This window comes from Martinezella hainanensis (assembly GCF_900094555.1).
Classification (GTDB): Bacteria; Pseudomonadota; Alphaproteobacteria; order Rhizobiales; family Rhizobiaceae; genus Rhizobium; species Rhizobium hainanense.
In genome coordinates this window covers 524,823-544,487 of record NZ_FMAC01000002.1, presented here as the reverse complement: position 1 = coordinate 544,487, position 19,665 = coordinate 524,823, and the positions used below count along the sequence as shown (strand labels likewise).

General features: G+C 59.6%; 31 protein-coding genes. 1 reads left to right on the top strand and 30 read right to left on the bottom strand.

Going from position 1 to position 19,665, the window contains the following annotated elements; translation table 11 throughout:
• From GA0061100_RS09065 to GA0061100_RS09045, 5 genes are all read right to left on the bottom strand, one after another.
• The gene (locus GA0061100_RS09065) at positions 1-891 is read right to left on the bottom strand and encodes an efflux RND transporter periplasmic adaptor subunit (protein WP_075852353.1); all 891 of its coding nucleotides are present in this window, start codon (positions 889-891) and stop codon (positions 1-3) included.
• Positions 888-1,097 carry a DUF1656 domain-containing protein gene (locus tag GA0061100_RS09060; protein WP_075852352.1) on the bottom strand — a complete coding sequence of 70 codons (210 nt, stop codon included), beginning with the start codon at positions 1,095-1,097 and terminating at the stop codon, positions 888-890. The genes GA0061100_RS09065 and GA0061100_RS09060 overlap by 4 nt, the downstream gene beginning before the upstream one ends.
• Positions 1,098-1,101: 4 nt before the next feature.
• The gene (locus GA0061100_RS09055; protein ID WP_075852351.1) at positions 1,102-3,174 is read right to left on the bottom strand and encodes an FUSC family protein; all 2,073 of its coding nucleotides are present in this window, start codon (positions 3,172-3,174) and stop codon (positions 1,102-1,104) included.
• A complete protein-coding gene (locus GA0061100_RS09050) occupies positions 3,171-3,647 on the bottom strand; it encodes a MarR family winged helix-turn-helix transcriptional regulator (protein ID WP_075852350.1) in 477 nt (158 codons plus the stop codon). Before GA0061100_RS09050 ends, GA0061100_RS09055 begins: the two co-directional genes overlap by 4 nt.
• Before the next feature lie 147 nt (positions 3,648-3,794).
• Positions 3,795-4,433 (bottom strand): TetR/AcrR family transcriptional regulator, encoded by a 639-nt coding sequence (locus tag GA0061100_RS09045; protein ID WP_083961302.1) that lies wholly within the window; start codon positions 4,431-4,433, stop codon positions 3,795-3,797.
• Between the two features lie 71 nt (positions 4,434-4,504).
• On the opposite strand from GA0061100_RS09045, the gene GA0061100_RS09040 reads away from it, so the two are divergent.
• Positions 4,505-5,023, top strand: coding sequence for a DinB family protein (locus GA0061100_RS09040; protein ID WP_075852349.1), 519 nt, complete (start codon positions 4,505-4,507; stop codon positions 5,021-5,023).
• 8 nt (positions 5,024-5,031) lie between these two features.
• Here GA0061100_RS09040 and GA0061100_RS09035 read toward each other — a convergent pair whose 3' ends face one another.
• From GA0061100_RS09035 to rplB, 25 genes are all read right to left on the bottom strand, one after another.
• Complete coding sequence (locus GA0061100_RS09035) at positions 5,032-6,237, bottom strand: phosphotransferase family protein (protein WP_159444766.1); 1,206 nt, start codon at positions 6,235-6,237, stop codon at positions 5,032-5,034.
• 190 nt (positions 6,238-6,427) lie between these two features.
• Entirely contained in the window at positions 6,428-6,838 is a 411-nt protein-coding gene (locus GA0061100_RS09030; protein ID WP_208621523.1) for a ribosomal maturation YjgA family protein, read from the bottom strand.
• 171 nt (positions 6,839-7,009) lie between these two features.
• Entirely contained in the window at positions 7,010-7,432 is a 423-nt protein-coding gene (gene rplQ, locus GA0061100_RS09025; protein WP_015339614.1) for a 50S ribosomal protein L17, read from the bottom strand.
• Positions 7,433-7,480: 48 nt separating this feature from the next.
• Positions 7,481-8,491, bottom strand: a complete 1,011-nt coding sequence (locus GA0061100_RS09020; RefSeq protein ID WP_047634789.1) for a DNA-directed RNA polymerase subunit alpha — start codon at positions 8,489-8,491, stop codon at positions 7,481-7,483.
• Between the two features lie 103 nt (positions 8,492-8,594).
• Positions 8,595-8,984 (bottom strand): 30S ribosomal protein S11, encoded by a 390-nt coding sequence (gene rpsK / locus GA0061100_RS09015; RefSeq protein ID WP_004118426.1) that lies wholly within the window; start codon positions 8,982-8,984, stop codon positions 8,595-8,597.
• A gap of 131 nt (positions 8,985-9,115) precedes the next feature.
• Positions 9,116-9,484, bottom strand: coding sequence for a 30S ribosomal protein S13 (rpsM, locus tag GA0061100_RS09010; RefSeq protein WP_004118424.1), 369 nt, complete (start codon positions 9,482-9,484; stop codon positions 9,116-9,118).
• A 217-nt stretch (positions 9,485-9,701) separates the two neighbouring features.
• Positions 9,702-10,352: an adenylate kinase gene (locus GA0061100_RS09005; RefSeq protein ID WP_075852347.1), complete on the bottom strand. Its 651-nt coding sequence runs from the start codon at positions 10,350-10,352 to the stop codon at positions 9,702-9,704.
• A complete protein-coding gene (gene secY / locus GA0061100_RS09000; RefSeq protein WP_075852346.1) occupies positions 10,349-11,689 on the bottom strand; it encodes a preprotein translocase subunit SecY in 1,341 nt (446 codons plus the stop codon). Before secY ends, GA0061100_RS09005 begins: the two co-directional genes overlap by 4 nt.
• A 226-nt stretch (positions 11,690-11,915) precedes the next feature.
• The gene (gene rplO / locus GA0061100_RS08995) at positions 11,916-12,389 is read right to left on the bottom strand and encodes a 50S ribosomal protein L15 (protein ID WP_075852345.1); all 474 of its coding nucleotides are present in this window, start codon (positions 12,387-12,389) and stop codon (positions 11,916-11,918) included.
• Between the two features lie 17 nt (positions 12,390-12,406).
• Positions 12,407-12,619 carry a 50S ribosomal protein L30 gene (gene rpmD / locus GA0061100_RS08990; protein WP_007690786.1) on the bottom strand — a complete coding sequence of 71 codons (213 nt, stop codon included), beginning with the start codon at positions 12,617-12,619 and terminating at the stop codon, positions 12,407-12,409.
• A 13-nt stretch (positions 12,620-12,632) separates the two neighbouring features.
• Positions 12,633-13,202 (bottom strand): 30S ribosomal protein S5, encoded by a 570-nt coding sequence (gene rpsE / locus GA0061100_RS08985; RefSeq protein ID WP_004118414.1) that lies wholly within the window; start codon positions 13,200-13,202, stop codon positions 12,633-12,635.
• A 131-nt stretch (positions 13,203-13,333) separates the two neighbouring features.
• A complete protein-coding gene (gene rplR, locus GA0061100_RS08980; protein ID WP_004118412.1) occupies positions 13,334-13,696 on the bottom strand; it encodes a 50S ribosomal protein L18 in 363 nt (120 codons plus the stop codon).
• Between the two features lie 12 nt (positions 13,697-13,708).
• Positions 13,709-14,242 carry a 50S ribosomal protein L6 gene (rplF, locus tag GA0061100_RS08975; protein WP_075852344.1) on the bottom strand — a complete coding sequence of 178 codons (534 nt, stop codon included), beginning with the start codon at positions 14,240-14,242 and terminating at the stop codon, positions 13,709-13,711.
• A 43-nt stretch (positions 14,243-14,285) separates the two neighbouring features.
• Positions 14,286-14,684, bottom strand: a complete 399-nt coding sequence (gene rpsH, locus GA0061100_RS08970; RefSeq protein WP_015339607.1) for a 30S ribosomal protein S8 — start codon at positions 14,682-14,684, stop codon at positions 14,286-14,288.
• A 12-nt stretch (positions 14,685-14,696) separates the two neighbouring features.
• The gene (gene rpsN / locus GA0061100_RS08965; RefSeq protein ID WP_004118406.1) at positions 14,697-15,002 is read right to left on the bottom strand and encodes a 30S ribosomal protein S14; all 306 of its coding nucleotides are present in this window, start codon (positions 15,000-15,002) and stop codon (positions 14,697-14,699) included.
• Between the two features lie 33 nt (positions 15,003-15,035).
• Positions 15,036-15,593, bottom strand: coding sequence for a 50S ribosomal protein L5 (rplE, locus tag GA0061100_RS08960; protein WP_047634795.1), 558 nt, complete (start codon positions 15,591-15,593; stop codon positions 15,036-15,038).
• A complete protein-coding gene (rplX, locus tag GA0061100_RS08955; RefSeq protein WP_015339605.1) occupies positions 15,586-15,894 on the bottom strand; it encodes a 50S ribosomal protein L24 in 309 nt (102 codons plus the stop codon). Before rplX ends, rplE begins: the two co-directional genes overlap by 8 nt.
• Before the next feature lie 11 nt (positions 15,895-15,905).
• On the bottom strand, positions 15,906-16,274 hold the full coding sequence (gene rplN / locus GA0061100_RS08950) for a 50S ribosomal protein L14 (protein WP_003573790.1): 369 nt from the start codon (positions 16,272-16,274) through the stop codon (positions 15,906-15,908).
• 225 nt (positions 16,275-16,499) lie between these two features.
• Positions 16,500-16,739, bottom strand: coding sequence for a 30S ribosomal protein S17 (rpsQ, locus tag GA0061100_RS08945; RefSeq protein WP_069611899.1), 240 nt, complete (start codon positions 16,737-16,739; stop codon positions 16,500-16,502).
• Positions 16,740-16,751: 12 nt separating this feature from the next.
• Positions 16,752-16,952: a 50S ribosomal protein L29 gene (gene rpmC / locus GA0061100_RS08940; protein WP_007690763.1), complete on the bottom strand. Its 201-nt coding sequence runs from the start codon at positions 16,950-16,952 to the stop codon at positions 16,752-16,754.
• A gap of 11 nt (positions 16,953-16,963) precedes the next feature.
• Entirely contained in the window at positions 16,964-17,377 is a 414-nt protein-coding gene (gene rplP / locus GA0061100_RS08935) for a 50S ribosomal protein L16 (protein ID WP_004118395.1), read from the bottom strand.
• A gap of 36 nt (positions 17,378-17,413) precedes the next feature.
• Positions 17,414-18,139 carry a 30S ribosomal protein S3 gene (gene rpsC / locus GA0061100_RS08930; protein ID WP_004118393.1) on the bottom strand — a complete coding sequence of 242 codons (726 nt, stop codon included), beginning with the start codon at positions 18,137-18,139 and terminating at the stop codon, positions 17,414-17,416.
• On the bottom strand, positions 18,139-18,528 hold the full coding sequence (rplV, locus tag GA0061100_RS08925; RefSeq protein WP_004118391.1) for a 50S ribosomal protein L22: 390 nt from the start codon (positions 18,526-18,528) through the stop codon (positions 18,139-18,141). Before rplV ends, rpsC begins: the two co-directional genes overlap by 1 nt.
• Positions 18,529-18,530: 2 nt before the next feature.
• A complete protein-coding gene (gene rpsS, locus GA0061100_RS08920) occupies positions 18,531-18,809 on the bottom strand; it encodes a 30S ribosomal protein S19 (protein WP_037199970.1) in 279 nt (92 codons plus the stop codon).
• A 15-nt stretch (positions 18,810-18,824) separates the two neighbouring features.
• The gene (gene rplB, locus GA0061100_RS08915; protein ID WP_047634800.1) at positions 18,825-19,661 is read right to left on the bottom strand and encodes a 50S ribosomal protein L2; all 837 of its coding nucleotides are present in this window, start codon (positions 19,659-19,661) and stop codon (positions 18,825-18,827) included.
• Positions 19,662-19,665: the final 4 nt, after the last annotated feature.

The following is a 19,665-nucleotide window of genomic DNA, read 5'->3' as shown; positions in this document are numbered from 1 at the left end:
TCATTCCGCAGCGCTGGCGATCTTCGCCTGGCCCTGCTCCTGCACCTCGACGGTCGCCGTCAGGCCGGCGATCAGCTTCGTGCCATCGGGCACCTTGTCGAGGGCGATACGCACCGGTACGCGCTGCGCCAGCCGCACCCAGCTGAAGGTAGGGGTGATATTGGCAAGCAGGCTGCCGGAGGTGCGTTCGCGGTCCTCGATGCCGTAGGCGATGCTTTCGACATGGCCCGTCAGCTTCTCGGCCTGACCCATCAGGTGAATATGGACTTCGTCGCCGACATGGATGCGCGGCAGCTTGGTTTCCTCGAAATAGCCCTCGACACGAAGGGAATCGCTGTCGATCAGCGCAACCTTGGCGGTGCCGGCAGAGACATAATCGCCCGGACGCAGGCTGAGGTTCGAAATCGTGCCATTGACGGTGGCGCGGACCTCGGAGCGGTCGAGGTTCAGCTGGGTAAGCTCGCGGTTGGCTGTCGCCTGACGAACGGCGGCTTCATCCTGCTGCTCGGTGGTCTGCGCCTGCTCCTTCTGCTGGAGAGAGGCGGCATCGCCGAGGCGCGCCTGGCGCTGGCTTTCGCGGCGGGCCTGATCGAGAGCCGCCTGACTGCTTGCAAGGGCTGCATCCGCCTGTTCAAGGGCGATGGCGAAGCGGTCGCGATCGACACGGAAGAGGACATCGCCCTTCTTGACCGCCTGGTTATCCTTGACGAGGACCTCGCTGACGAGACCGGAGACGTCAGGCGCGATGCCGACGACATCGGCTCTGAGGCGCGCATCGCGCGTCCAGGGCTCGTCCATGTAGTGGCCCCAGAGCTGGCGACCGACATAGACGGCGGCAACGACAAAGATGAGTGTGACGGCCACACGGCCGATGAGTTTTAACGCGTTCATATGAAGTACCAACGAGAGACGGAGGAAACGGCGCCGAGCAGCAGGACGTAAAGCGCGAGATCGAAAAGACCGCGATGCCAGACCAGAGTGTAGACTCCGATCCATGCCAGCAGGCGTCGAAGGATGATGACGGCAAACAGCGTCACCAGCATGAGAACAAGAAGGCGCGGGATGTAGACGCCATAAAGATCGAATTCTGCGGGCATGGTATTACTCGGCGGCAATGGGAAGGTGATGGGCGATATCCGATACGGGCGGCTGCCAGCTCGCTGGCGACTCGGCATGCGGGAAGAGCGCGCGGCGAAGGCCGACGAGCGCATCGAGGCTCGCCCGGCCGGAGTGACGCCTTTCCTGTGCGACCGCCTCGAGACTATGGTCGATCGACACGCGCAGCTCGTCGGAGGGGTCCACCGCACGCTTGGCCTTAAGCCGCGAACGATAGAAATCCGATACGCCGATCAGGACTTCGCTGACCGATGTGGCGGCGGCCGGCTTCAGCTGGCCACGCTCCTTCTGCAGCATCAGCACGTTGAAGCCGAGGCGGACATCGGCATAGCCGTCGACCTTCTTCAGCTCGCGATCCTCGATGCCTGCAAGGCGCGGCACAAGCTGGCCGAGGCGGTCGAGGATTCGGCCGGATAGGCGCTCATGATCGGCACGGCGGATGCCGGCTGCGGTTTCGGCCAGATCTCTCCAGCCGGCCCGCACCAGCCGCCACGCAGCAAGCTCGGAACCGAATGGGCGGGTGAGCAAAGTCCAAACGAGAGCAAAGCCGATGCCTGCCAGTGCGGCGATCGAGCTATTGGCAAAGCTCGCGAAATCAGCGGCATAGCGATCCTGCAAGGCGATGAAGGAGGCGCCGTTTACCGCCAGCAGCATGGCGAGCATGTTCGTCTGCGGACGCGGAATCAACAAGCCCATCACCAGGAAGGGCGGTGCGAACACCAGCACCAGCATTTCGAAACCGGAGATCGACGGCAATATGCCGAAAATGTAGACGCACGCGATAACGAGGCTTACGGCGCTCCAGATGAACATCGAGGTGATGAAGGGCGCCGGCCGATCAAGCGAGGCAAAAAACGAACAGGCTACAGCCGCCATCGTAATAAAGCCTGCGCCGTCCTCCCATCCGGAATAGATCCAGAAGAAGCATGCAATCGTGATGCCGACGACGACAGCGCCAGCCGAGAAGGCCAGCAGCGCATAGTCATAGTGCCTGATATGGGCGACGACATTGCGGTGGCGGAAGGCCGGACGCCAAGTGCCGATCTGCTGACCGGACATGATCTGATCGCGCAGCGTGAGGCAATCCTGCCAGAGGTCGACGATTTCCTTCAGGCGCGCCAGAGCGCTCGACCGGACGAGATCATCCCAACCGAGATCAAGATCGTTGTCCTGCAGCTCCTCAATCTTCTTCGACAGGGTGTCTGCGGTTTCGTCAACCTTGCAACGACCACCCTGCCCCAGCCAGTCGGCCACATCGTTCAGCACAGTGACCAGTTCCTGCGGCAATGGCTTTCCGCCGGCCTTCAGCGCATGCAGACGGTCGGCAAGGGACGAGAAGAGCGGCAGCAGCATCAAGAGACGACCGCGCAGCTCGCGCGAATGGCGGACAATATCGCGGCTGCCGGCATCATATTTGAGCTGGCTGATGACGAGATCGAGGCCGGAGACATCCGCAGCAAGCTTCTGGCGCTTCAAAGGCGTCGCGGGAGAAGCGCCCTCGCCGCGCAGGATCTCATCGGCCCAGGTGCCGGCATCATCGAGCCAGGAGCCGATGCGCTGGCCAAGTACGGTGCCGACACTGCTCGGAAAGACAATGGCGCTGACGACGCTCGCGCAGACGATGCCGATGATGATTTCCTCGGAGCGAGCGAGCGCCACATCGAATATGGTTTCCGGTGAGCCGACGGCCGGCAGCGCGATCAGCGGCAGCGAATATCCGGCCAGCATGAACACATAGCTGCGCGAGGTGCGATCGAGCATCGAGATGAACAGCAAGGTACCGGTCCACAGCGCGACGACGACGGAGAGCAGTTCCGGCGCGTTGACGAACAGCGGAACGAGGATCACCGATGCGGTGGCGCCGATGAGCGTGCCCAACGCACGATAAAGCCCCTTGGAACTCGTTGCCCCGGCAAGAGGATTGGCGACCACATAGACGGCGGCCATCGCCCAGTAAGGGCGCGGCAGGTCCAGCGACAGCGCGATGAACAGCGCCATGATCGCAGCAATGAAGGCTTTGACCGAAAATAGCCAGTCGCGCCAGGATGGGATGCTCATAAGACTTTCTCCCGCTCCGGCTCTGCATCAGCTGCCGTTGGCGCCTCGAACTCCTCGAACGCCTTCAGTACGCGGATGGCGGCTTCGATATCCGCCTGGGCGACATTGGCGAGGATCTTGCCGCGCAGCTCGTCCAGGGCGTCCTCCATGCGGGAGGCCAGCTTTTCGCCCTCCGGCGTCAGCCACAGGCCTTTCGCGCGCCGATCCGTCGGATCGTCCTTGCGGATGACAAGATCCATGCTTTCGAGCTGATCGAGCAGGCGAACCAGGGACGGGCCTTCGATGCCAACATAGGTGGCGAGAACCACCTGCCGCACACCTCCTCCCAGACGACCGATCCACAGCAGCGGCGCGGCCACGGCCTCGGATATGCCATGAGAGCTCAGCGTGATGTCGACGACCCGGCGCCACTGGCGGCCGGTCGTGAGCAGATTGGCGGTGAATATGCGCTGTATGGCGTTTAACGATTTCATAGGATTCTATTAGCACTAAACTAATTAGGATTCAAATTATTATGACCCAAAGCGCCATATGAAATGCGAAATGCAGCTATGCGAATATTGATGAGCGACAGGTGGATATGTCGGGAATAGCCAGCAATGGACAGCCTGGCGGATCGTTCAAATCCTCGCTTGTCGATCGATACCGCCGAGATAGGAGCAGATCATCCTGACCAGCTCCTGCTTCAGATCGGGCGAATCGAGCGTGCCTTTCCGCGCTCCGTTGTGGATCACGCCTTCGACCATGCCGGATAGAACCTGCGCGAGGACGTCATTGGAAGGACCCGAGCCAACGCGGCGATGGATAGCGACAAAATCTCTGTAGTACCGTTGATAGTCGGCCAGGAACGTATCATGGGCCGACCTGGAGCCCTCAAATCCTGGCACCTCATCCAGAAGCACCCGGTGAAGTTCTGGATTAAGGCCATGAGCGTCGATCATGCCCTGAACCAATGCATCCGCGCCCTGCTTCAGCGGCAGGTCGGCTACAGCCACCTGACGCAGGACGGCGAGGACTTCGTCGAAATGGCGGCGCCTTATCGCTTCGACCAGGGAGAGCTTGTCCGGAAAATACTGGTAGAGCGACCCGATGCTGATGCCGGCGACGGCCGCGACGATATTCGTCGTGAAGCCAGCCCATCCACGGTCACCCAAAACGCGAGCACCCGCTTCGACGATGGCATCCACCGTCGCCCGGGAACGCGCCTGCGTCGGCTCCTTCCGCATCGGCGGACGCTGCTTTTGAATGCGAGTAGACATGCGCTCAGTCCTTCATGAAAATGTGAGCAGATTACTCGCTTTCTTCCATCCGATGAAAGGCCAAACTCATCATGAGCGAAATGTCATTGCTGCGAACGCTTTTCCGCTATCAAGCCTGGGCGAACGAGGAGCTGCTCGACGCCATCGGCCGCCTCGATCCGGACCGCCATGACAAGGAGCGCCATCTCTGCATACGGCTGATGAATCACTCGCTGGTCGTCGGCCGCATATTTGCGGCGCACCTCACTGGACAGGCCCATGGCTATACGGACGACAATACACCCGAGACACCCGCCCTGCCCGAGCTTCGCGCGGCGCTTACGGCATCCGATTACTGGTATCTGAACTACCTCGAAACCATCAGTACAGAGCTTCTGTCCGAAGCCGTACCCTTCATCTTCACGGATGGCGACCGCGGCCGCATGACACGCGAGGAGATGCTTCTTCACGTCGCCACGCATGGAGGCTACCACCGAGGCGAAATCGGCCGCCTGCTGGCGCAGCTCTCCATCACGCCGCCCTGGGATACGCTCGCGGTCCATCTTCACCGCAGCGAACCCTCGCGCCGGATGGCGATGGCGGCGGAGTAATATGAGCTCTACCTTGCATTCAACCGGATTTTTTTGAGCAGAGCCGCGGTATCGCGTAACCAGCCGGCCGGATCGTCGCGGTGATAGATTCGCTCCGACGGCTCGATATTGTCGAGGAAACGCCGATAGATCACGGCGCGCCTTGCCATGGCAATCGGCGCGAGCAGCTCGGCGGCGCGCGCGGGGTTACTGCCGGATACCCGGGCCAGCCACTCGCGATTCCAATGATCCTTGATCGTCTCGACGTATTCCTGTGCCATCCCGTCGAGAAAGGCGGACTGATCGAGCAAGGGGTGACCGATACCGCTGTCGCCCCAATCCAGCAGCGTGAGCGCCCCTTCCGTGCCGCGAAAATTGCCGGGATGGCAGTCGCCATGAACGAGTGTATCCGGCAAGCCGCAGGCGTGTATTTCGGCAAACAAGGCCGGAAGACCTTGCACAAAGCGCTGTAGCGTCACGCGTTCGTCCTCCGACAGCTCTTCGCTTGTCCGCCGCACAACCTCGGCGATTTCAAAGCACAGGCTCTGGCCACACCAATCAGGCAAGCCCATCATGCGCAATTCCTCGACGCGCTCGATCCACGAAGCCTGTATTTCGACGAGCAGTGTCACCATGGCGAGCAATTGCAGCAATGTCGCCTCATACAAGTCGTCGCCGGGGATCTCCGCAATCAGAACGCGCCCGTATTCGTCGTGACCATACAATGTTGGGACATGATGACCGGACAAGGCGTTGATGACGCGACCCTCATGCGCCAGAACCGGCGGCACGACCTTCAGCCAGGCCGATTGCGCACCGAGTGGTATGCGCCAGACGCTGGAAAGGTTCCAGGTGCGAACCTGGATAGGCTTTGCCGTGGGTGCCAAGCCATGTCCGGCGAGCACTCGCGCCGCCCAATCGAGATCGGCGTCAGGACCGCCGGGTTCGGCATAGGCTTGGCGCAAGGGGTGAGCCTCGAGCTTTCCTGCCCAGGCGTCCGCCGGCACGGGTTGCGCAATCTCGGCGAGATAGGTGACCTCGCCACCCGGTGCCCGGTCGCGAGCGGCCTCGAGCAGGCGCAGGATCGTCACATCGATGCCATGACGGTCACGCGCGGCGCGCACGACAGATTCCACTTCCTGCCACCAGGGAATCTCGACTGGAATCGGCGCGAGACAACCGACCACGGTGCCATCAGGTGTCACCAGCACCAATCGTGCCGTGCGCGACGGCACCGTTGTCTCCTCCTGGTTCTCCATCCTTACGCGCCCTTCTCGCTAACATGCCGCATACGCCCCTGCCAATTCCACCCTACCCTGCAAAGGCACCATCTCCGCTACCCTAGCGACAGCAATGCGGCAAGCCGAACAATGCCCGTTCAGCCGCCATTCCGCAGCGCCTGGCTGTGAAATTCGGAAAAAAGCATCAAGCTACTGGCGTGGTCCGTGACAGGACCCGATCAATCGCCAGCGCCGCCACGATACCCATGGCATAGGCCAGAATATTCCAGGGCGAGAACACTCTTCCGAGCAACAGGGCACCGGCTGTGGTCAATCGAAAGGCATCGAGACCCGGCGTATGCCACAGCCTGAAGAGCTCCACGGCGACCGCAATGACTAGCGCCGCCACGGCAATTCTGAAACGCCCTGATAACAGGAATATCGTTGCCAGGAGCCAATAGACCATCGCTCCCCACAACAACGAGCCGCCATATTTGACGACCACAAAGGGCAGATCAATCGCGTAACCATACCGCCGCAGCGCAAGACCGCCGGCGATAGTCAACAGCAGCGCAAGGAGCGGAAGCAGTCTTCCGCGTATCAATCTTTGCTGCATGTTCTGCGACGCTCCCAGTTATCTGATGCTCTTGAGCCGGATGCGACTCATCAAGCTGTTGCGATACTCCGAAGCAATCCGGAAAATTGAAAGGCCACTCCCGCGAGCCTAAACGCCAAAAGGCCGGATGATCGCTCATCCGGCCCTTCAAATTGTATCCGAAGCTTGGCCTTAAGCGGCTGCGGCTTCTTCCTCAGCGGCAACGCGAGCCTTGTCGGCTGCGCCCTTGGCATTGACGTCGCGATCGACGAATTCGACAACGGCGAGAGCGGCATTGTCGCCCTGGCGGAAGCCAGCCTTCATGATACGCAGGTAGCCGCCGTTGCGCGTGGCGTAGCGGGTTGCAATCGCATCGAACAGCTTCGAAACGACAGCAGCGTCGCGGATCTGCGAGATGGCCTGACGACGAGCGTGCAGGTCGCCGCGCTTGCCGAGGGTTACCAGCTTCTCGACGATCGGGCGAATTTCCTTCGCCTTCGGGAGCGTGGTGACAATCTGCTCATGGGTGATGAGCGAAGCCGCCATGTTGGCGAACATCGCCTTACGGTGGCTAGCGGTTCTATTCAGCTTGCGGCCGGCTTTACCGTGGCGCATTGCTATTCTCCTTCACTTGCAGGCATCATGCGCCTGCCGTTTGAAACGTTAGTACTGGTCTTCGTATCGCTTGGCGAGATCTTCGATGTTCTCAGGCGGCCATGCCGGCACTTCCATGCCGAGGTGCAGGCCCATGGAAGCGAGAACTTCCTTGATTTCGTTCAGCGACTTGCGACCAAAATTCGGCGTGCGGAGCATTTCTGCTTCGGTCTTCTGAATGAGGTCGCCGATATAGACGATGTTGTCGTTCTTCAGGCAATTTGCCGAACGAACGGACAGTTCGAGTTCGTCTACCTTCTTGAGGAGCGCCGGGTTGAAAGCGAGTTCGGTGACTGCTTCTTCTTCGGCTTCCTTCTGCGGCTCGTCGAAGTTGACGAACACGCCAAGCTGATCCTGAAGGATGCGAGCCGCGAAAGCGACGGCATCTTCACCGCTGATCGAACCGTCGGTTTCGATCGACATGCTCAGCTTGTCGTAGTCGAGAACCTGTCCTTCACGGGTATTTTCAACCTTGTAGGACACCTTCTTGACCGGCGAATAGAGGCTGTCGACCGGGATGAGGCCGATCGGAGCATCTTCCGCACGATTGCGCTCGGCCGGGACATAGCCCTTGCCGTTGTTGACGGTGAATTCCATGCGGATTTCGGCGCCCTCGTCGAGCGTGCAGATGACATGCTCGGGGTTGAGGATTTCGATATCGCCGACCGTCTGGATGTCGCCAGCCGTTACAACGCCTGGGCCCTGCTTGCGGACAACCATGCGCTTGCTGTCATCGCCGTCCATCTTGATGGCGATTTCCTTGATGTTCAGCACGATGTCCGTCACGTCTTCCCGGACGCCCGGGATAGAGGAGAACTCATGCAGCACGCCGTCGATCTGCACGGCCGTCACAGCGGCGCCGCGCAGAGAGGACAGCAGAACGCGACGCAGCGCGTTGCCGAGGGTGAGACCAAAGCCACGCTCCAGCGGTTCGGCCACGAGCGTTGCCTTGGTACGGCCGCTCGAGGTGAACTCGACCTTGTTGGGCTTGATCAGTTCCTGCCAGTTTTTCTGAATCATGTTTTTGCCTTCCGTTCGTTGCCACCATCCAATCGTGGCAACCGAGCTTGAGTAACACCAAGTCGGGCGCATCTACCCCGGCCGGTGTCGTGAGTGGCGATGATCAGACGCGACGCTTCTTGCGCGGGCGGCAACCATTGTGCGGAATCGGGGTCACGTCGCGGATGGACGTGATCATGAAACCAGCAGCCTGGAGGGCGCGCAGAGCGGATTCACGACCGGAGCCCGGACCGCAAACTTCAACTTCCAGCGACTTCATGCCGTGTTCCTGAGCCTTCTTGGCGCAGTCTTCAGCAGCGATCTGGGCAGCGAACGGGGTCGACTTACGCGAACCCTTGAAGCCCTTGGCACCAGCGGACGACCAGGCAATAGCGTTGCCCTGTGCGTCGGTGATGGTGATCATCGTGTTGTTGAAGGTCGAGTTGACGTGTGCGACGCCCGACGTGATATTCTTGCGCTCGCGACGACGAACACGGACGGCTTCCTTGGCCATGTTATTCCTTTCTTGGATCTCTGCACCGCCGTAATCCCAGCGGCTACACCGAAGCAGCACCCGTGGAGCACCGCTTCAAACTCAAAAGAGGCCGGCGGACCGCCAGCCTCCCAAATCCGGTTGCCCGGAAATTACTTCTTCTTACCGGCGATCGCCTTTGCCGGACCCTTGCGGGTGCGGGCATTGGTGTGCGTGCGCTGGCCGCGAACCGGCAGGCCACGACGATGACGCAGGCCACGATAAGAACCAAGGTCCATAAGACGCTTGATGTTCATCGCGGTTTCGCGACGCAGGTCACCTTCGACCTGATAGTCACGATCGATGGTTTCGCGGATCTGCAGAACTTCAGCATCCGTCAACTGGTTGACGCGACGCTCGGCCGGAATACCAACCTTCTCGCAGATTTCCTGTGCAAACTTCGGTCCGATCCCGTGAATGTAACGAAGCGCAATAACTACGCGCTTTGCAGTCGGGATGTTGACGCCAGCGATACGAGCCACGCCTGTTCTCCTTGCATTCCTTTTGCCTTGGCAAAGGGTCTTGTTATGCAGCCCGGGAGCTGCTTGTTCGATGTGTGTCCGCCACATGTCAAAACGACCGTGCTCGGACTTCCCGTTGGAAATCCGCGCCGATCGCATAGCATGTCGCGAGTTGGCGCGGTGTTTAGCGGAATCAGCGCAAAAAAGCAACCGCTCCGGCAAGTTTATTTTAGGCTATCTAAAGCTTAGCCAGGATAGCCTCTATGCTGTCGGTCACATGCTCGATATCGGCCATGCCGTCGATGCTCTGCAACTTGCCTTTTGCATAGTAGTAACCGATCAAGGGCGAGGTCTCCTTGTAATAGACCTGGAGACGGGTCGCCATGGTTTCGGCATTATCGTCCGGACGGCGCTTGAAATGCGTCGAACCGCATTTGTCGCAAACGCCAGCCGTTGCCGGAAGCTTGTCAGTGTCGTGATAGACGCTGCCGCAGTTCGAGCATGAATAACGGCCCGAAACACGGCGAATCAGTTCAGCGTCGTCGACCTTCAGCTCGATCACGATGGAGAGCTCGAGGCCCTTCGCATTGAGCATCTTTTCGGTTGCATCCGCCTGAACCAGCGTCCGCGGGAACCCGTCGAGGATGAAACCCCTGGCGCAATCCGGCTGATCGATACGCTCGGAAACGATGGCGTTGACCACCTCATCCGGAACGAGCTTGCCAGCCTTCATCAGGGCGTCGGCGCGCTTGCCGACTTCCGTGCCGGCCTGGACGGCCGCGCGCAGCATATCGCCTGTGGAAAGCTGCGGAATGCCATGCTTTTCCACAATGCGCTGGGCCTGGGTCCCCTTACCTGCTCCCGGCGGCCCTAAAAGTATGAGTCTCATCGCCCCCTCTTTCCTCCACGCAACTTCGATTTCTTGATCAGGCCTTCATATTGCTGTGCGATCAGGTGACCCTGAATCTGCGCCACCGTATCCAGCGTTACGCTAACCACGATCAGAAGCGAAGTGCCACCCAGAGACAAGGGAATACCTGTCTGGGATACGAGAATTTCGGGCAGGATGCAGACGAAGACGAGATAGATCGCGCCGATGACCGTGATACGGGTCAGCACGTAATCGATATATTCGGCAGTACGCTCGCCGGGACGGATGCCCGGAATGAAGCCGCCATGCTTCTTCAGATTGTCGGCCGTGTCCTTCGGATTGAAGACCAGCGCCGTGTAGAAGAAGGCGAAGAAGGCGATCAGCGCGGCGTAAAGCACCATGTAGACCGGCTGTCCGTGACCAAGCGCGGCGACGATTGACGTGACCCAGGTCGGAAGCGCCGTGTTGTTCCCAAGTCCGGCTGCCGTTGCAGGCAACAGCAGCAGCGAGGAGGCAAAGATCGCCGGAATAACACCCGAGGTATTGAGCTTCAGCGGCAGGTGCGACGTATCGCCCTGGAACATGCGCGTGCCGACCTGGCGCTTCGGATACTGGATCAGAAGGCGACGCTGGGCGCGCTCGACGAAGACGATAAGCGCAATGACCAGAATGGCAACGACCAGCACGGCGAGAATAAGGGGCGTGGAAAGCGCACCGGTGCGGCCGAGTTCGAGCGTGCCGGCAAGAGCGGTCGGGAGACCGGCAGCAATGCCCGCGAAGATGATCAGCGAGATACCGTTGCCGATACCGCGCGACGTCACCTGCTCGCCGAGCCACATCAGGAACATCGTGCCGCCGAGCAGCGTGATGACGGTGGATATGCGGAAGAACCAGCCGGGATCGACGACGACGCCGTTGCCATGCTCAAGGCCGATCGCAATGCCATAAGCCTGCAAGGCGCCGAGCAGCACCGTGCCGTAGCGGGTGTACTGGTTGATGATCTTGCGGCCCTGCTCGCCTTCCTTCTTCAGGTTTTCGAGCGACGGAACGACCGAGGTCATCAGCTGAACGATGATCGAGGCCGAAATGTACGGCATGATGCCGAGCGCGAAGATCGCCATGCGCTGCACAGCGCCGCCCGAGAACATGTTGAAGAGGCCAAGAATGCCGCCCGACTGATTCTGGAAAGCCTGAGCGTAGGCGGCAGGATTGAGGCCAGGAAGCGGAATGTGGGTGCCGAGCCGGTAAACGAGGAGAGCGCCGAGGGTAAACCACAGGCGCTTCTTGAGATCCTCGGCTTTGGCAAAGGTCGAAAAATTGAGGTTGGACGCCAATTGTTCCGCTGCAGAAGCCATGCAAATCTCCGCATCACCAATTCCGGCATAGTCGGCCGAGCCCGGAATCAGTCTGTAAATTGTTCAAAAGCCGGGCTTCGGACGGATTGCGCAGCAATCGGGCGCCTCACCCTTGGTTCCCGTTATCGATCGGAAAGACACGTGCCGCATCGATCAGATTCGTGAGGCTCACATATGGGAGCAAAATCGCCCGAAGTGAAGTCACTTCGGGCGATTATTGATAATATTATTCTGCAGCAGCGACAGCGAGCAGCTTGACGGAACCGCCAGCCTTTTCGATCTTCTCGACTGCGGTCTTGGAAGCGCCTGCAACTTCGAGAGCGAGCTTCGTCTTCAGTTCGCCGTCAGAGAGAACGCGAACGCCGTCCTTGACGCGGCGAATGACGCCAGCGGCCTTGAGAGCGGCTGCATCAACCGTGTTCTTGGCATCGAGCTTGCCGGCATCGACGGCAGCCTGGATGCGTGCCAGCGACACGACAACATAGTCGGCTGCGAAGATGTTGTTGAAGCCGCGCTTCGGCAGACGACGGTAGATGGGCATCTGACCGCCTTCGAAGCCGTTGATCGCAACGCCCGAACGAGACTTCTGACCCTTTACACCACGGCCGCCGGTCTTGCCGGAGCCGGAGCCGATGCCGCGGCCGAGGCGCTTGCGGCTGTGGGTCGAGCCTTCGTTATCCTTGATTTCATTCAGTTTCATAGCGAATTACCTCCGGCTCACTTCTCGTCGACAACGCGAACGAGATGCTGGACAGCACGGATCATGCCACGAACAGCCGGAGTATCTTCCAGCGTGCGGCGACGGTGCATCTTGTTCAGTCCGAGACCGATCAGCGTCTTCTGCTGAACATCCGGACGGCGGATCGGGCTGCCAATCTGCTCGACCGTAACGGTCGCCTTAGCTTCAGCCTTCTTGGTCGTCTTGGCCATAGGTCAAACTCCCTTATTCTTCGGAGGCGTTGCCCGAAGCGGCGCGGCGAGCCTGCAGGGTGGCATACTTGATGCCGCGCTGAGCTGCGATGTCCTTCGGGTGAACCTGGTGCTTCAGGGCGTCGAACGTGGCGCGAACCATGTTGTACGGGTTCGACGAACCGGTCGACTTGGCAACGACGTCGTGAACGCCGAGCGTTTCGAAAACGGCGCGCATCGGGCCGCCGGCGATGATACCGGTACCGACCTTGGCCGAGCGCAGCAGAACCTTGCCAGCGCCGTGACGGCCATGAACGTCGTGATGCAGCGTACGGCCGTCGCGCAGCGGTACGAAGATCATGTCGCGCTTGGCGCTTTCGGTTGCCTTGCGGATGGCTTCCGGCACTTCGCGTGCCTTGCCATGGCCGAAGCCTACGCGGCCCTTCTGGTCGCCAACGACGACGAGAGCGGCGAAGCCGAAGCGACGGCCACCCTTGACAACCTTGGCGACGCGGTTGATCGCGACCAGCTTGTCGACGAATTCGCTATCGCGCTCTTCACGGCTCTGACGGTCTTCCCGCGGAGCCCTCTTTTCCTGTGCCATTGTCCTCTTCCTTTTTCTTTTCCGGGTGCAATCGGCAAACAAAACGAAGACCGCATGCCTTCCCTTGCGGGAAACCTGCGGCCCGGTGAATATCCGGCCGGCGTCCTTGGGATCACCGGCCGGAAATCTGATTAGAAGGTCAGGCCGCCTTCGCGGGCTGCTTCAGCCAGGGCCTTGATGCGGCCGTGGTAGATGAAAGCGCCGCGATCGAACACGACTTCCTTCACGCCGGCCTTGGAGGCGCGCTCGGCAACGAGCTTGCCAACGAGGGCTGCGGCTGCGGTATCGGCACCGGTCTTCAGAGAACCGCGCAGATCCTTGTCGAGGGTGGAGGCAGCCGCGAGGGTCTTGCCAGCCACGTCATCGATGACCTGGGCGTAGATGTTCTTCGACGAGCGATGAACCGACAGGCGCGGACGGCCATTGGCCACCGACTTGATTTGACGGCGCACGCGGTTGGCGCGACGCGCAAGTGCTTCTTTCCTGCTAGCCATTTCGCGTGTTCCTTACTTCTTCTTGCCTTCTTTGCGGATGATCCGCTCTTCGGCATACTTAACACCCTTGCCCTTGTAGGGCTCGGGGCCGCGGTATTCGCGGATTTCAGCTGCAACTTGGCCGACCTGCTGCTTGTTGATGCCGGTGACGACGATTTCCGTCGGCTTCGGCACAGCGATCGTGATGCCCTGCGGCGGCTCATAAACCACGTCGTGGCTGAAGCCGAGCGCCAGCTGCAGGTTCTTGCCCTGCATGGACGCGCGATAGCCGACGCCGTTGATTTCGAGCTTACGCTCGTAGCCGTCCTTAACACCCTTCAGGATGTTCTCGATCATCGTGCGGGACATGCCCCACTTTGCGCGAGCATCCTTGGAGTCGTTGAGCGGCGTCACGACGATTGCGTTGTTTTCCAGCTTGAGACCGATTTCGTCGTTAGCGACGAAAAACAGCTCGCCCTTGGGGCCCTTGGCAGTCACCTTCTGGCCATCAACCGTGGCCGTGATCCCTGCAGGTACCTGAACGGGCTTCTTACCGATACGAGACATTTTTCAAACCTGTCTGTTTCGAGGGAGATATCTCTGTTCGATCTTAGAAGACCGAGCAGAGAACCTCGCCACCAACATTCTGTTCGCGAGCCTGGTGATCGGCCATCACGCCCTTCGGAGTCGAAAGGATGGTGATGCCGAGGCCGTTCGCGACCTGCGGAATGGACTTGACCGAGACATAAACCCGGCGGCCCGGCTTAGACACACGGCCGATCTCGCGGATCACCGATGCGCCTTCGTAGTACTTGAGTTCGATGTTGAGCTCAGACTTGCCATTGCCGAAATCGACGACGGAATAGCCACGGATGTAGCCTTCAGCCTGGAGCACATCGAGAACGCGTGCACGGAGCTTGGACGCAGGCGTCGAAACCGACGACTTGCGGCGCGAAGCGCCATTGCGGATGCGGGTGAGCATATCGCCCAAAGGATCAGTCATAGACATCTAATCTGCTCCTTACCAGCTGGACTTGACGATACCCGGCACCTTGCCGAGATTGCCGAGTTCACGCAGCGCGATACGCGACATGCGCAGTTTGCGGTAGTAGGCGCGCGGACGGCCAGATACTTCGCAACGGTTGCGAATACGGGTCTTCGATCCATCGCGCGGCAGCGATGCCAGCTTCAGAGTGGCCTTGAACCGGTCTTCGATCGAAAGAGACTGGTTCATGATGATTGCCTTGAGAGCAGCCCGCTTTGCGGCCTGGTTGGCAACCGTATTGCGGCGGCGCTTGTTCTTTTCAACTGCGCTTGTCTTCGCCATATCAGGGTTCCTTTTCTACGCTCGTCGTTACGGTTATTGACGGAACGGGAAGTTGAACTCTTTCAGAAGAGCCCGTGCTTCGTCGTCGGTCGTCGCCGTCGTGCAAACGATGATGTCCATGCCCCACATCTGATCAACCTTATCGTAGTTGATCTCAGGGAACACAATGTGCTCCTTGATGCCCATGGCAAAATTGCCACGACCGTCAAAGCTCTTCGGGTTCAGGCCGCGGAAGTCGCGAACGCGCGGAAGCGCGATGTTGACCAGACGATCCAGGAACTCATACATGCGGGCGCCGCGCAGGGTGACCTTCGCGCCGATCGGCATATTTTCGCGGACCTTGAAGCCAGCGATGGAGTTGCGTGCGCGGGTGATGACCGGCTTCTGGCCTGCGATGGCCGCGAGGTCTGCAGCAGCAACGGTTGGCTTCTTCGAATCAGCCGTCGCTTCGCCAACACCCATGTTGATCACGATCTTGTCCAGCTTCGGGATCTGCATCTCGTTAGCGTAGGAGAACTTCTCCTGCATCGCCGCGCGGATGCGAGCAACGTATTCCTTCTTGAGCCGCGGCTCGTACTTTACCTCAGCCATCGATCACTTCTCCCGAGGTCTTGGCCACGCGGACCTTCTTGCCATCCACAACCTTGAAACCGACGCGGGTCGGCTTACCGTCCTTGTCGACGATTGCCAGGTTGGACAGGTGAAGCGAGGCTTCCTTGCTGATGATGCCGGCTTCCTGGTTCTGCGTCTGGCGCTGATGGCGCTTGATGACGTTGACGCCACGAACGACCGCACGGTCTTCCTTCGGCAGCACTTGAATGACTTCGCCGGTACGGCCCTTGTCCTTACCGGTCAATACGACAACCTTGTCGCCTTTACGGATCTTCTGCATCGCTCCGCTCCTTACAGTACTTCTGGAGCCAGCGAGATGATCTTCATGTGGTTCTTGGCGCGAAGTTCGCGCGGAACCGGTCCGAAGATACGGGTGCCGATCGGCTCTTTCTTGTTGTCGATGAGGACTGCTGCGTTGGTATCGAAGCGGATGACGCTGCCATCCGGACGACGGATGTCCTTGGCGGTACGAACGACGACCGCCTTCATCACGTCACCCTTCTTCACACGGCCGCGCGGAATAGCTTCCTTGATCGAAACGACGATAACGTCGCCGATCGAGGCATACTTGCGCTTCGAGCCGCCCAGCACCTTGATGCACATGACACGACGTGCGCCGGAATTATCCGCCACGTCGAGGTTTGTTTGCATCTGAATCATGTCAGGTCGCCTTCTTGTTGTTACCGGAATGGTTGGGCCAAGTGACCCCCTACCCCGGCTTATGGACTAGTGTCTTGTCTGATTATGCCTGGCTTCGGGACCTCAAGGATCGTCTCTGCCGGCCATCAATAAAGCAAAAGAACGCCCGTTCTCGAGCGTCCTGCTTCCAAGCTCGTGCTTCATACAGATATTTCGCCCAGACGCAAGGGCCTGAGCGAAATTCTGTTACTTGGACTGGGCGGAAACGACCGTCCAGGTCTTATCCTTGGAGATCGGCGCGCATTCCTCGATGGAAACGACGTCGCCGGTCTTGTACTGATTGTTTTCGTCGTGAGCCTTGTACTTCTTGGAACGACGAACGGTCTTCTGGAGCAGCGGGTGAGCGAAACGACGCTCAACGCGGACAACTACCGTCTTCTCGTTCTTGTCGCTGACCACGACGCCCTGCAGAATGCGCTTCGGCATGTTATTTTTCCTTTAGGCCTTTGCTTCTGCCGCCTTCTGGCGGGCAATGGTTTTTACGCGAGCGATGTCCTTACGGACTTCGTTGATGCGCGAGGACTTCTCGAGCTGGCCGGTCGCCTTCTGAAAGCGCAGGTTGAACTGCTCCTTCTTCAGCTTGGCAAGCTCGTCCTTGAGTTGGTCGGCGCTCAGGGCGCGAACATCTGCGGCTTTCATGAGCTTCTTCCTTACTCTGCAATGCGCTGAACGAAGCGCGTCTTGACCGAGAGCTTGGCAGCGCCGAGGCGCAGAGCCTCACGAGCGATTTCTTCGCTCACACCGTCGATCTCGAACATCATACGGCCGGGCTTGACCTTGCATGCCCAGTATTCGACAGAGCCCTTACCTTTACCCATACGGACTTCGGTCGGCTTTGCGGTTACCGGAACATCCGGGAACACGCGGATCCATACACGGCCGGCGCGCTTCATATAGCGCGTGATCGCGCGGCGAGCCGCTTCGATCTCACGAGCGTTGACGCGGTTGGGCTCCTGCGACTTCAGGCCGAATTCGCCGAACGCCAGATCAGAACCACCCTTGGCAACGCCCTTGATGCGGCCCTTGAATTGCTTGCGGTACTTCGTACGCTTTGGCTGCAACATTTTCTTATTCTCCGAACTTATCTGCCACGTACGCTATCAAGCGTTGTCGCGGCGACGGTCTCTATCGCGATCGCGGCTAGCCGGACCCTGGGCGTCGCCTTCGAGCGCGCGGCGTTCGGAGGCCATCGGATCATGCTCAAGGATTTCGCCCTTGAAGATCCAGACCTTGATGCCGCAGATACCGAAAGCGGTTTCTGCTTCAGCCGTACCGTAGTCGATGTCGGCGCGCAGCGTGTGCAGCGGCACGCGACCTTCGCGGTACCATTCCGTACGAGCGATTTCAGCACCGCCGAGACGGCCGGCGCAGGTGATCTTGATGCCTTCGGCGCCAAGACGCATCGCGGACTGAACGGCGCGCTTCATGGCGCGACGGAAAGCAACACGGCGTTCCAGCTGCTGAGCGATCGACTGGGCAACCAGCGTCGCGTCGATTTCCGGCTTGCGAACTTCAACGATGTTGAGGTGCGTTTCGGAATTCGTCATGTCCGACAGCTTCTTGCGGAGCTTGTCGATGTCTGCGCCCTTCTTGCCGATGATCAGGCCCGGACGAGCCGAGTGGATCGTGACGCGGCACTTCTTGTGCGGACGCTCGATGACCACCTTGGAGATACCAGCCTGCTTCAGTTCGTTCATGACGAACTTACGCATCTTCAGGTCTTCGTGGAGGAGCTGGCCGTACTCGGCATTGTCCGCAAACCAGCGGCTATCCCAGGTACGGTTGATGCCAAGACGAAAGCCGATCGGATTGATTTTCTGACCCATTATGCGGCCTCCCCTTGAGCTTCCACTTCACGAACGACGATCGTCAGGTGCGCGAACGGACGCTCGATACGAGACGCACGGCCACGGCCACGAGCGTGGAAACGCTTCATGACGATGGACTTGCCGACGTAAGCTTCCGCTACGACCAGCGAGTCAACGTCGAGATCGTGGTTGTTTTCTGCATTGGCGATCGCAGATTCGAGCGTCTTCTTCACGGCGCCAGCGATACGCTTGCGCGAGAATTCCAGCTCTGCGAGCGCGCGATCAACCTTCTTGCCGCGGATCGAAGCCGCGACCAGGTTGAGCTTCTGCGGGCTGACACGGAGCGTGCGCGCAACTGCCTGCGCTTCATTGTCCTTCAGCCGGCGTTCGGTTTTTGCCTTGCCCATTGTTACTTCCTCTTCGCCTTCTTGTCCGCACCGTGACCATAATAGGTACGGGTCGGGGCGAACTCGCCGAACTTGTGTCCGACCATGTCTTCATTGACACTGACCGGAATGTGCTTGCTGCCGTTGTAGACGCCGAAGGTAAGACCGACGAACTGCGGCATGATGGTGGAGCGACGGCTCCACATCTTGATTACTTCGTTACGTCCGCCTTCACGCACCTTCTCAGCCTTCTTGAGAAGATAGCCGTCAACAAACGGACCTTTCCATACTGAACGAGCCACTTGAGACTTCCTCTCTTACTTCTTGCGCTGATGGCGCGAGCGCATAATCATCTTGTCGGTCGACTTGTTCGACCGCGTACGCTTGCCCTTGGTTGGCTTGCCCCATGGGGTCACCGGATGGCGACCACCGGAGGTGCGGCCTTCACCACCGCCGTGCGGATGGTCGACCGGGTTCATGACAACACCGCGGTTATGCGGCTTCTTGCCACGCCAACGCGAACGACCGGCCTTACCGTCGTTGATGTTGGCATGATCCGGGTTCGAAACCGCACCGATCGTTGCCAGGCAAGTGCCATGCACGAGGCGCTGTTCGCCAGAGTTCAGGCGAAGGATCGCCATGCCCTGGTCGCGACCGACGAGCTGCGCGTAGGAGCCGGCGGAGCGAGCGATCTGGCCACCCTTGCCCGGCTTCATCTCCACATTGTGGATGATGGAGCCGACCGGGATGAACTGAAGCGGCATGGTGTTGCCCGGCTTCACGTCCACTGCCTTTTCCGAAGCGATGACCTTGTCGCCGGCAGCGAGGCGCTGCGGAGCGAGGATGTAGGCCAGTTCGCCATCCGTGTACTTCACCAGAGCGATGTAAGCGGTACGGTTCGGATCGTATTCGATGCGCTCGACCGATGCTTCAACGTCGAACTTGCGACGCTTGAAGTCGACCAGACGATAGCTGCGCTTGTGACCACCGCCCTGGAAGCGAACGGTGATACGGCCGGTGTTGTTACGGCCACCCTTGGAGGTGAGGCCTTCCGTCAGCGTCTTGACCGGCTTGCCCTTGTAGAGCGAGGAGCGATCGACGATGACCAGCTGACGCTGGCTCGGGGTCGTCGGATTGAATGTTTTCAATGCCATTTTC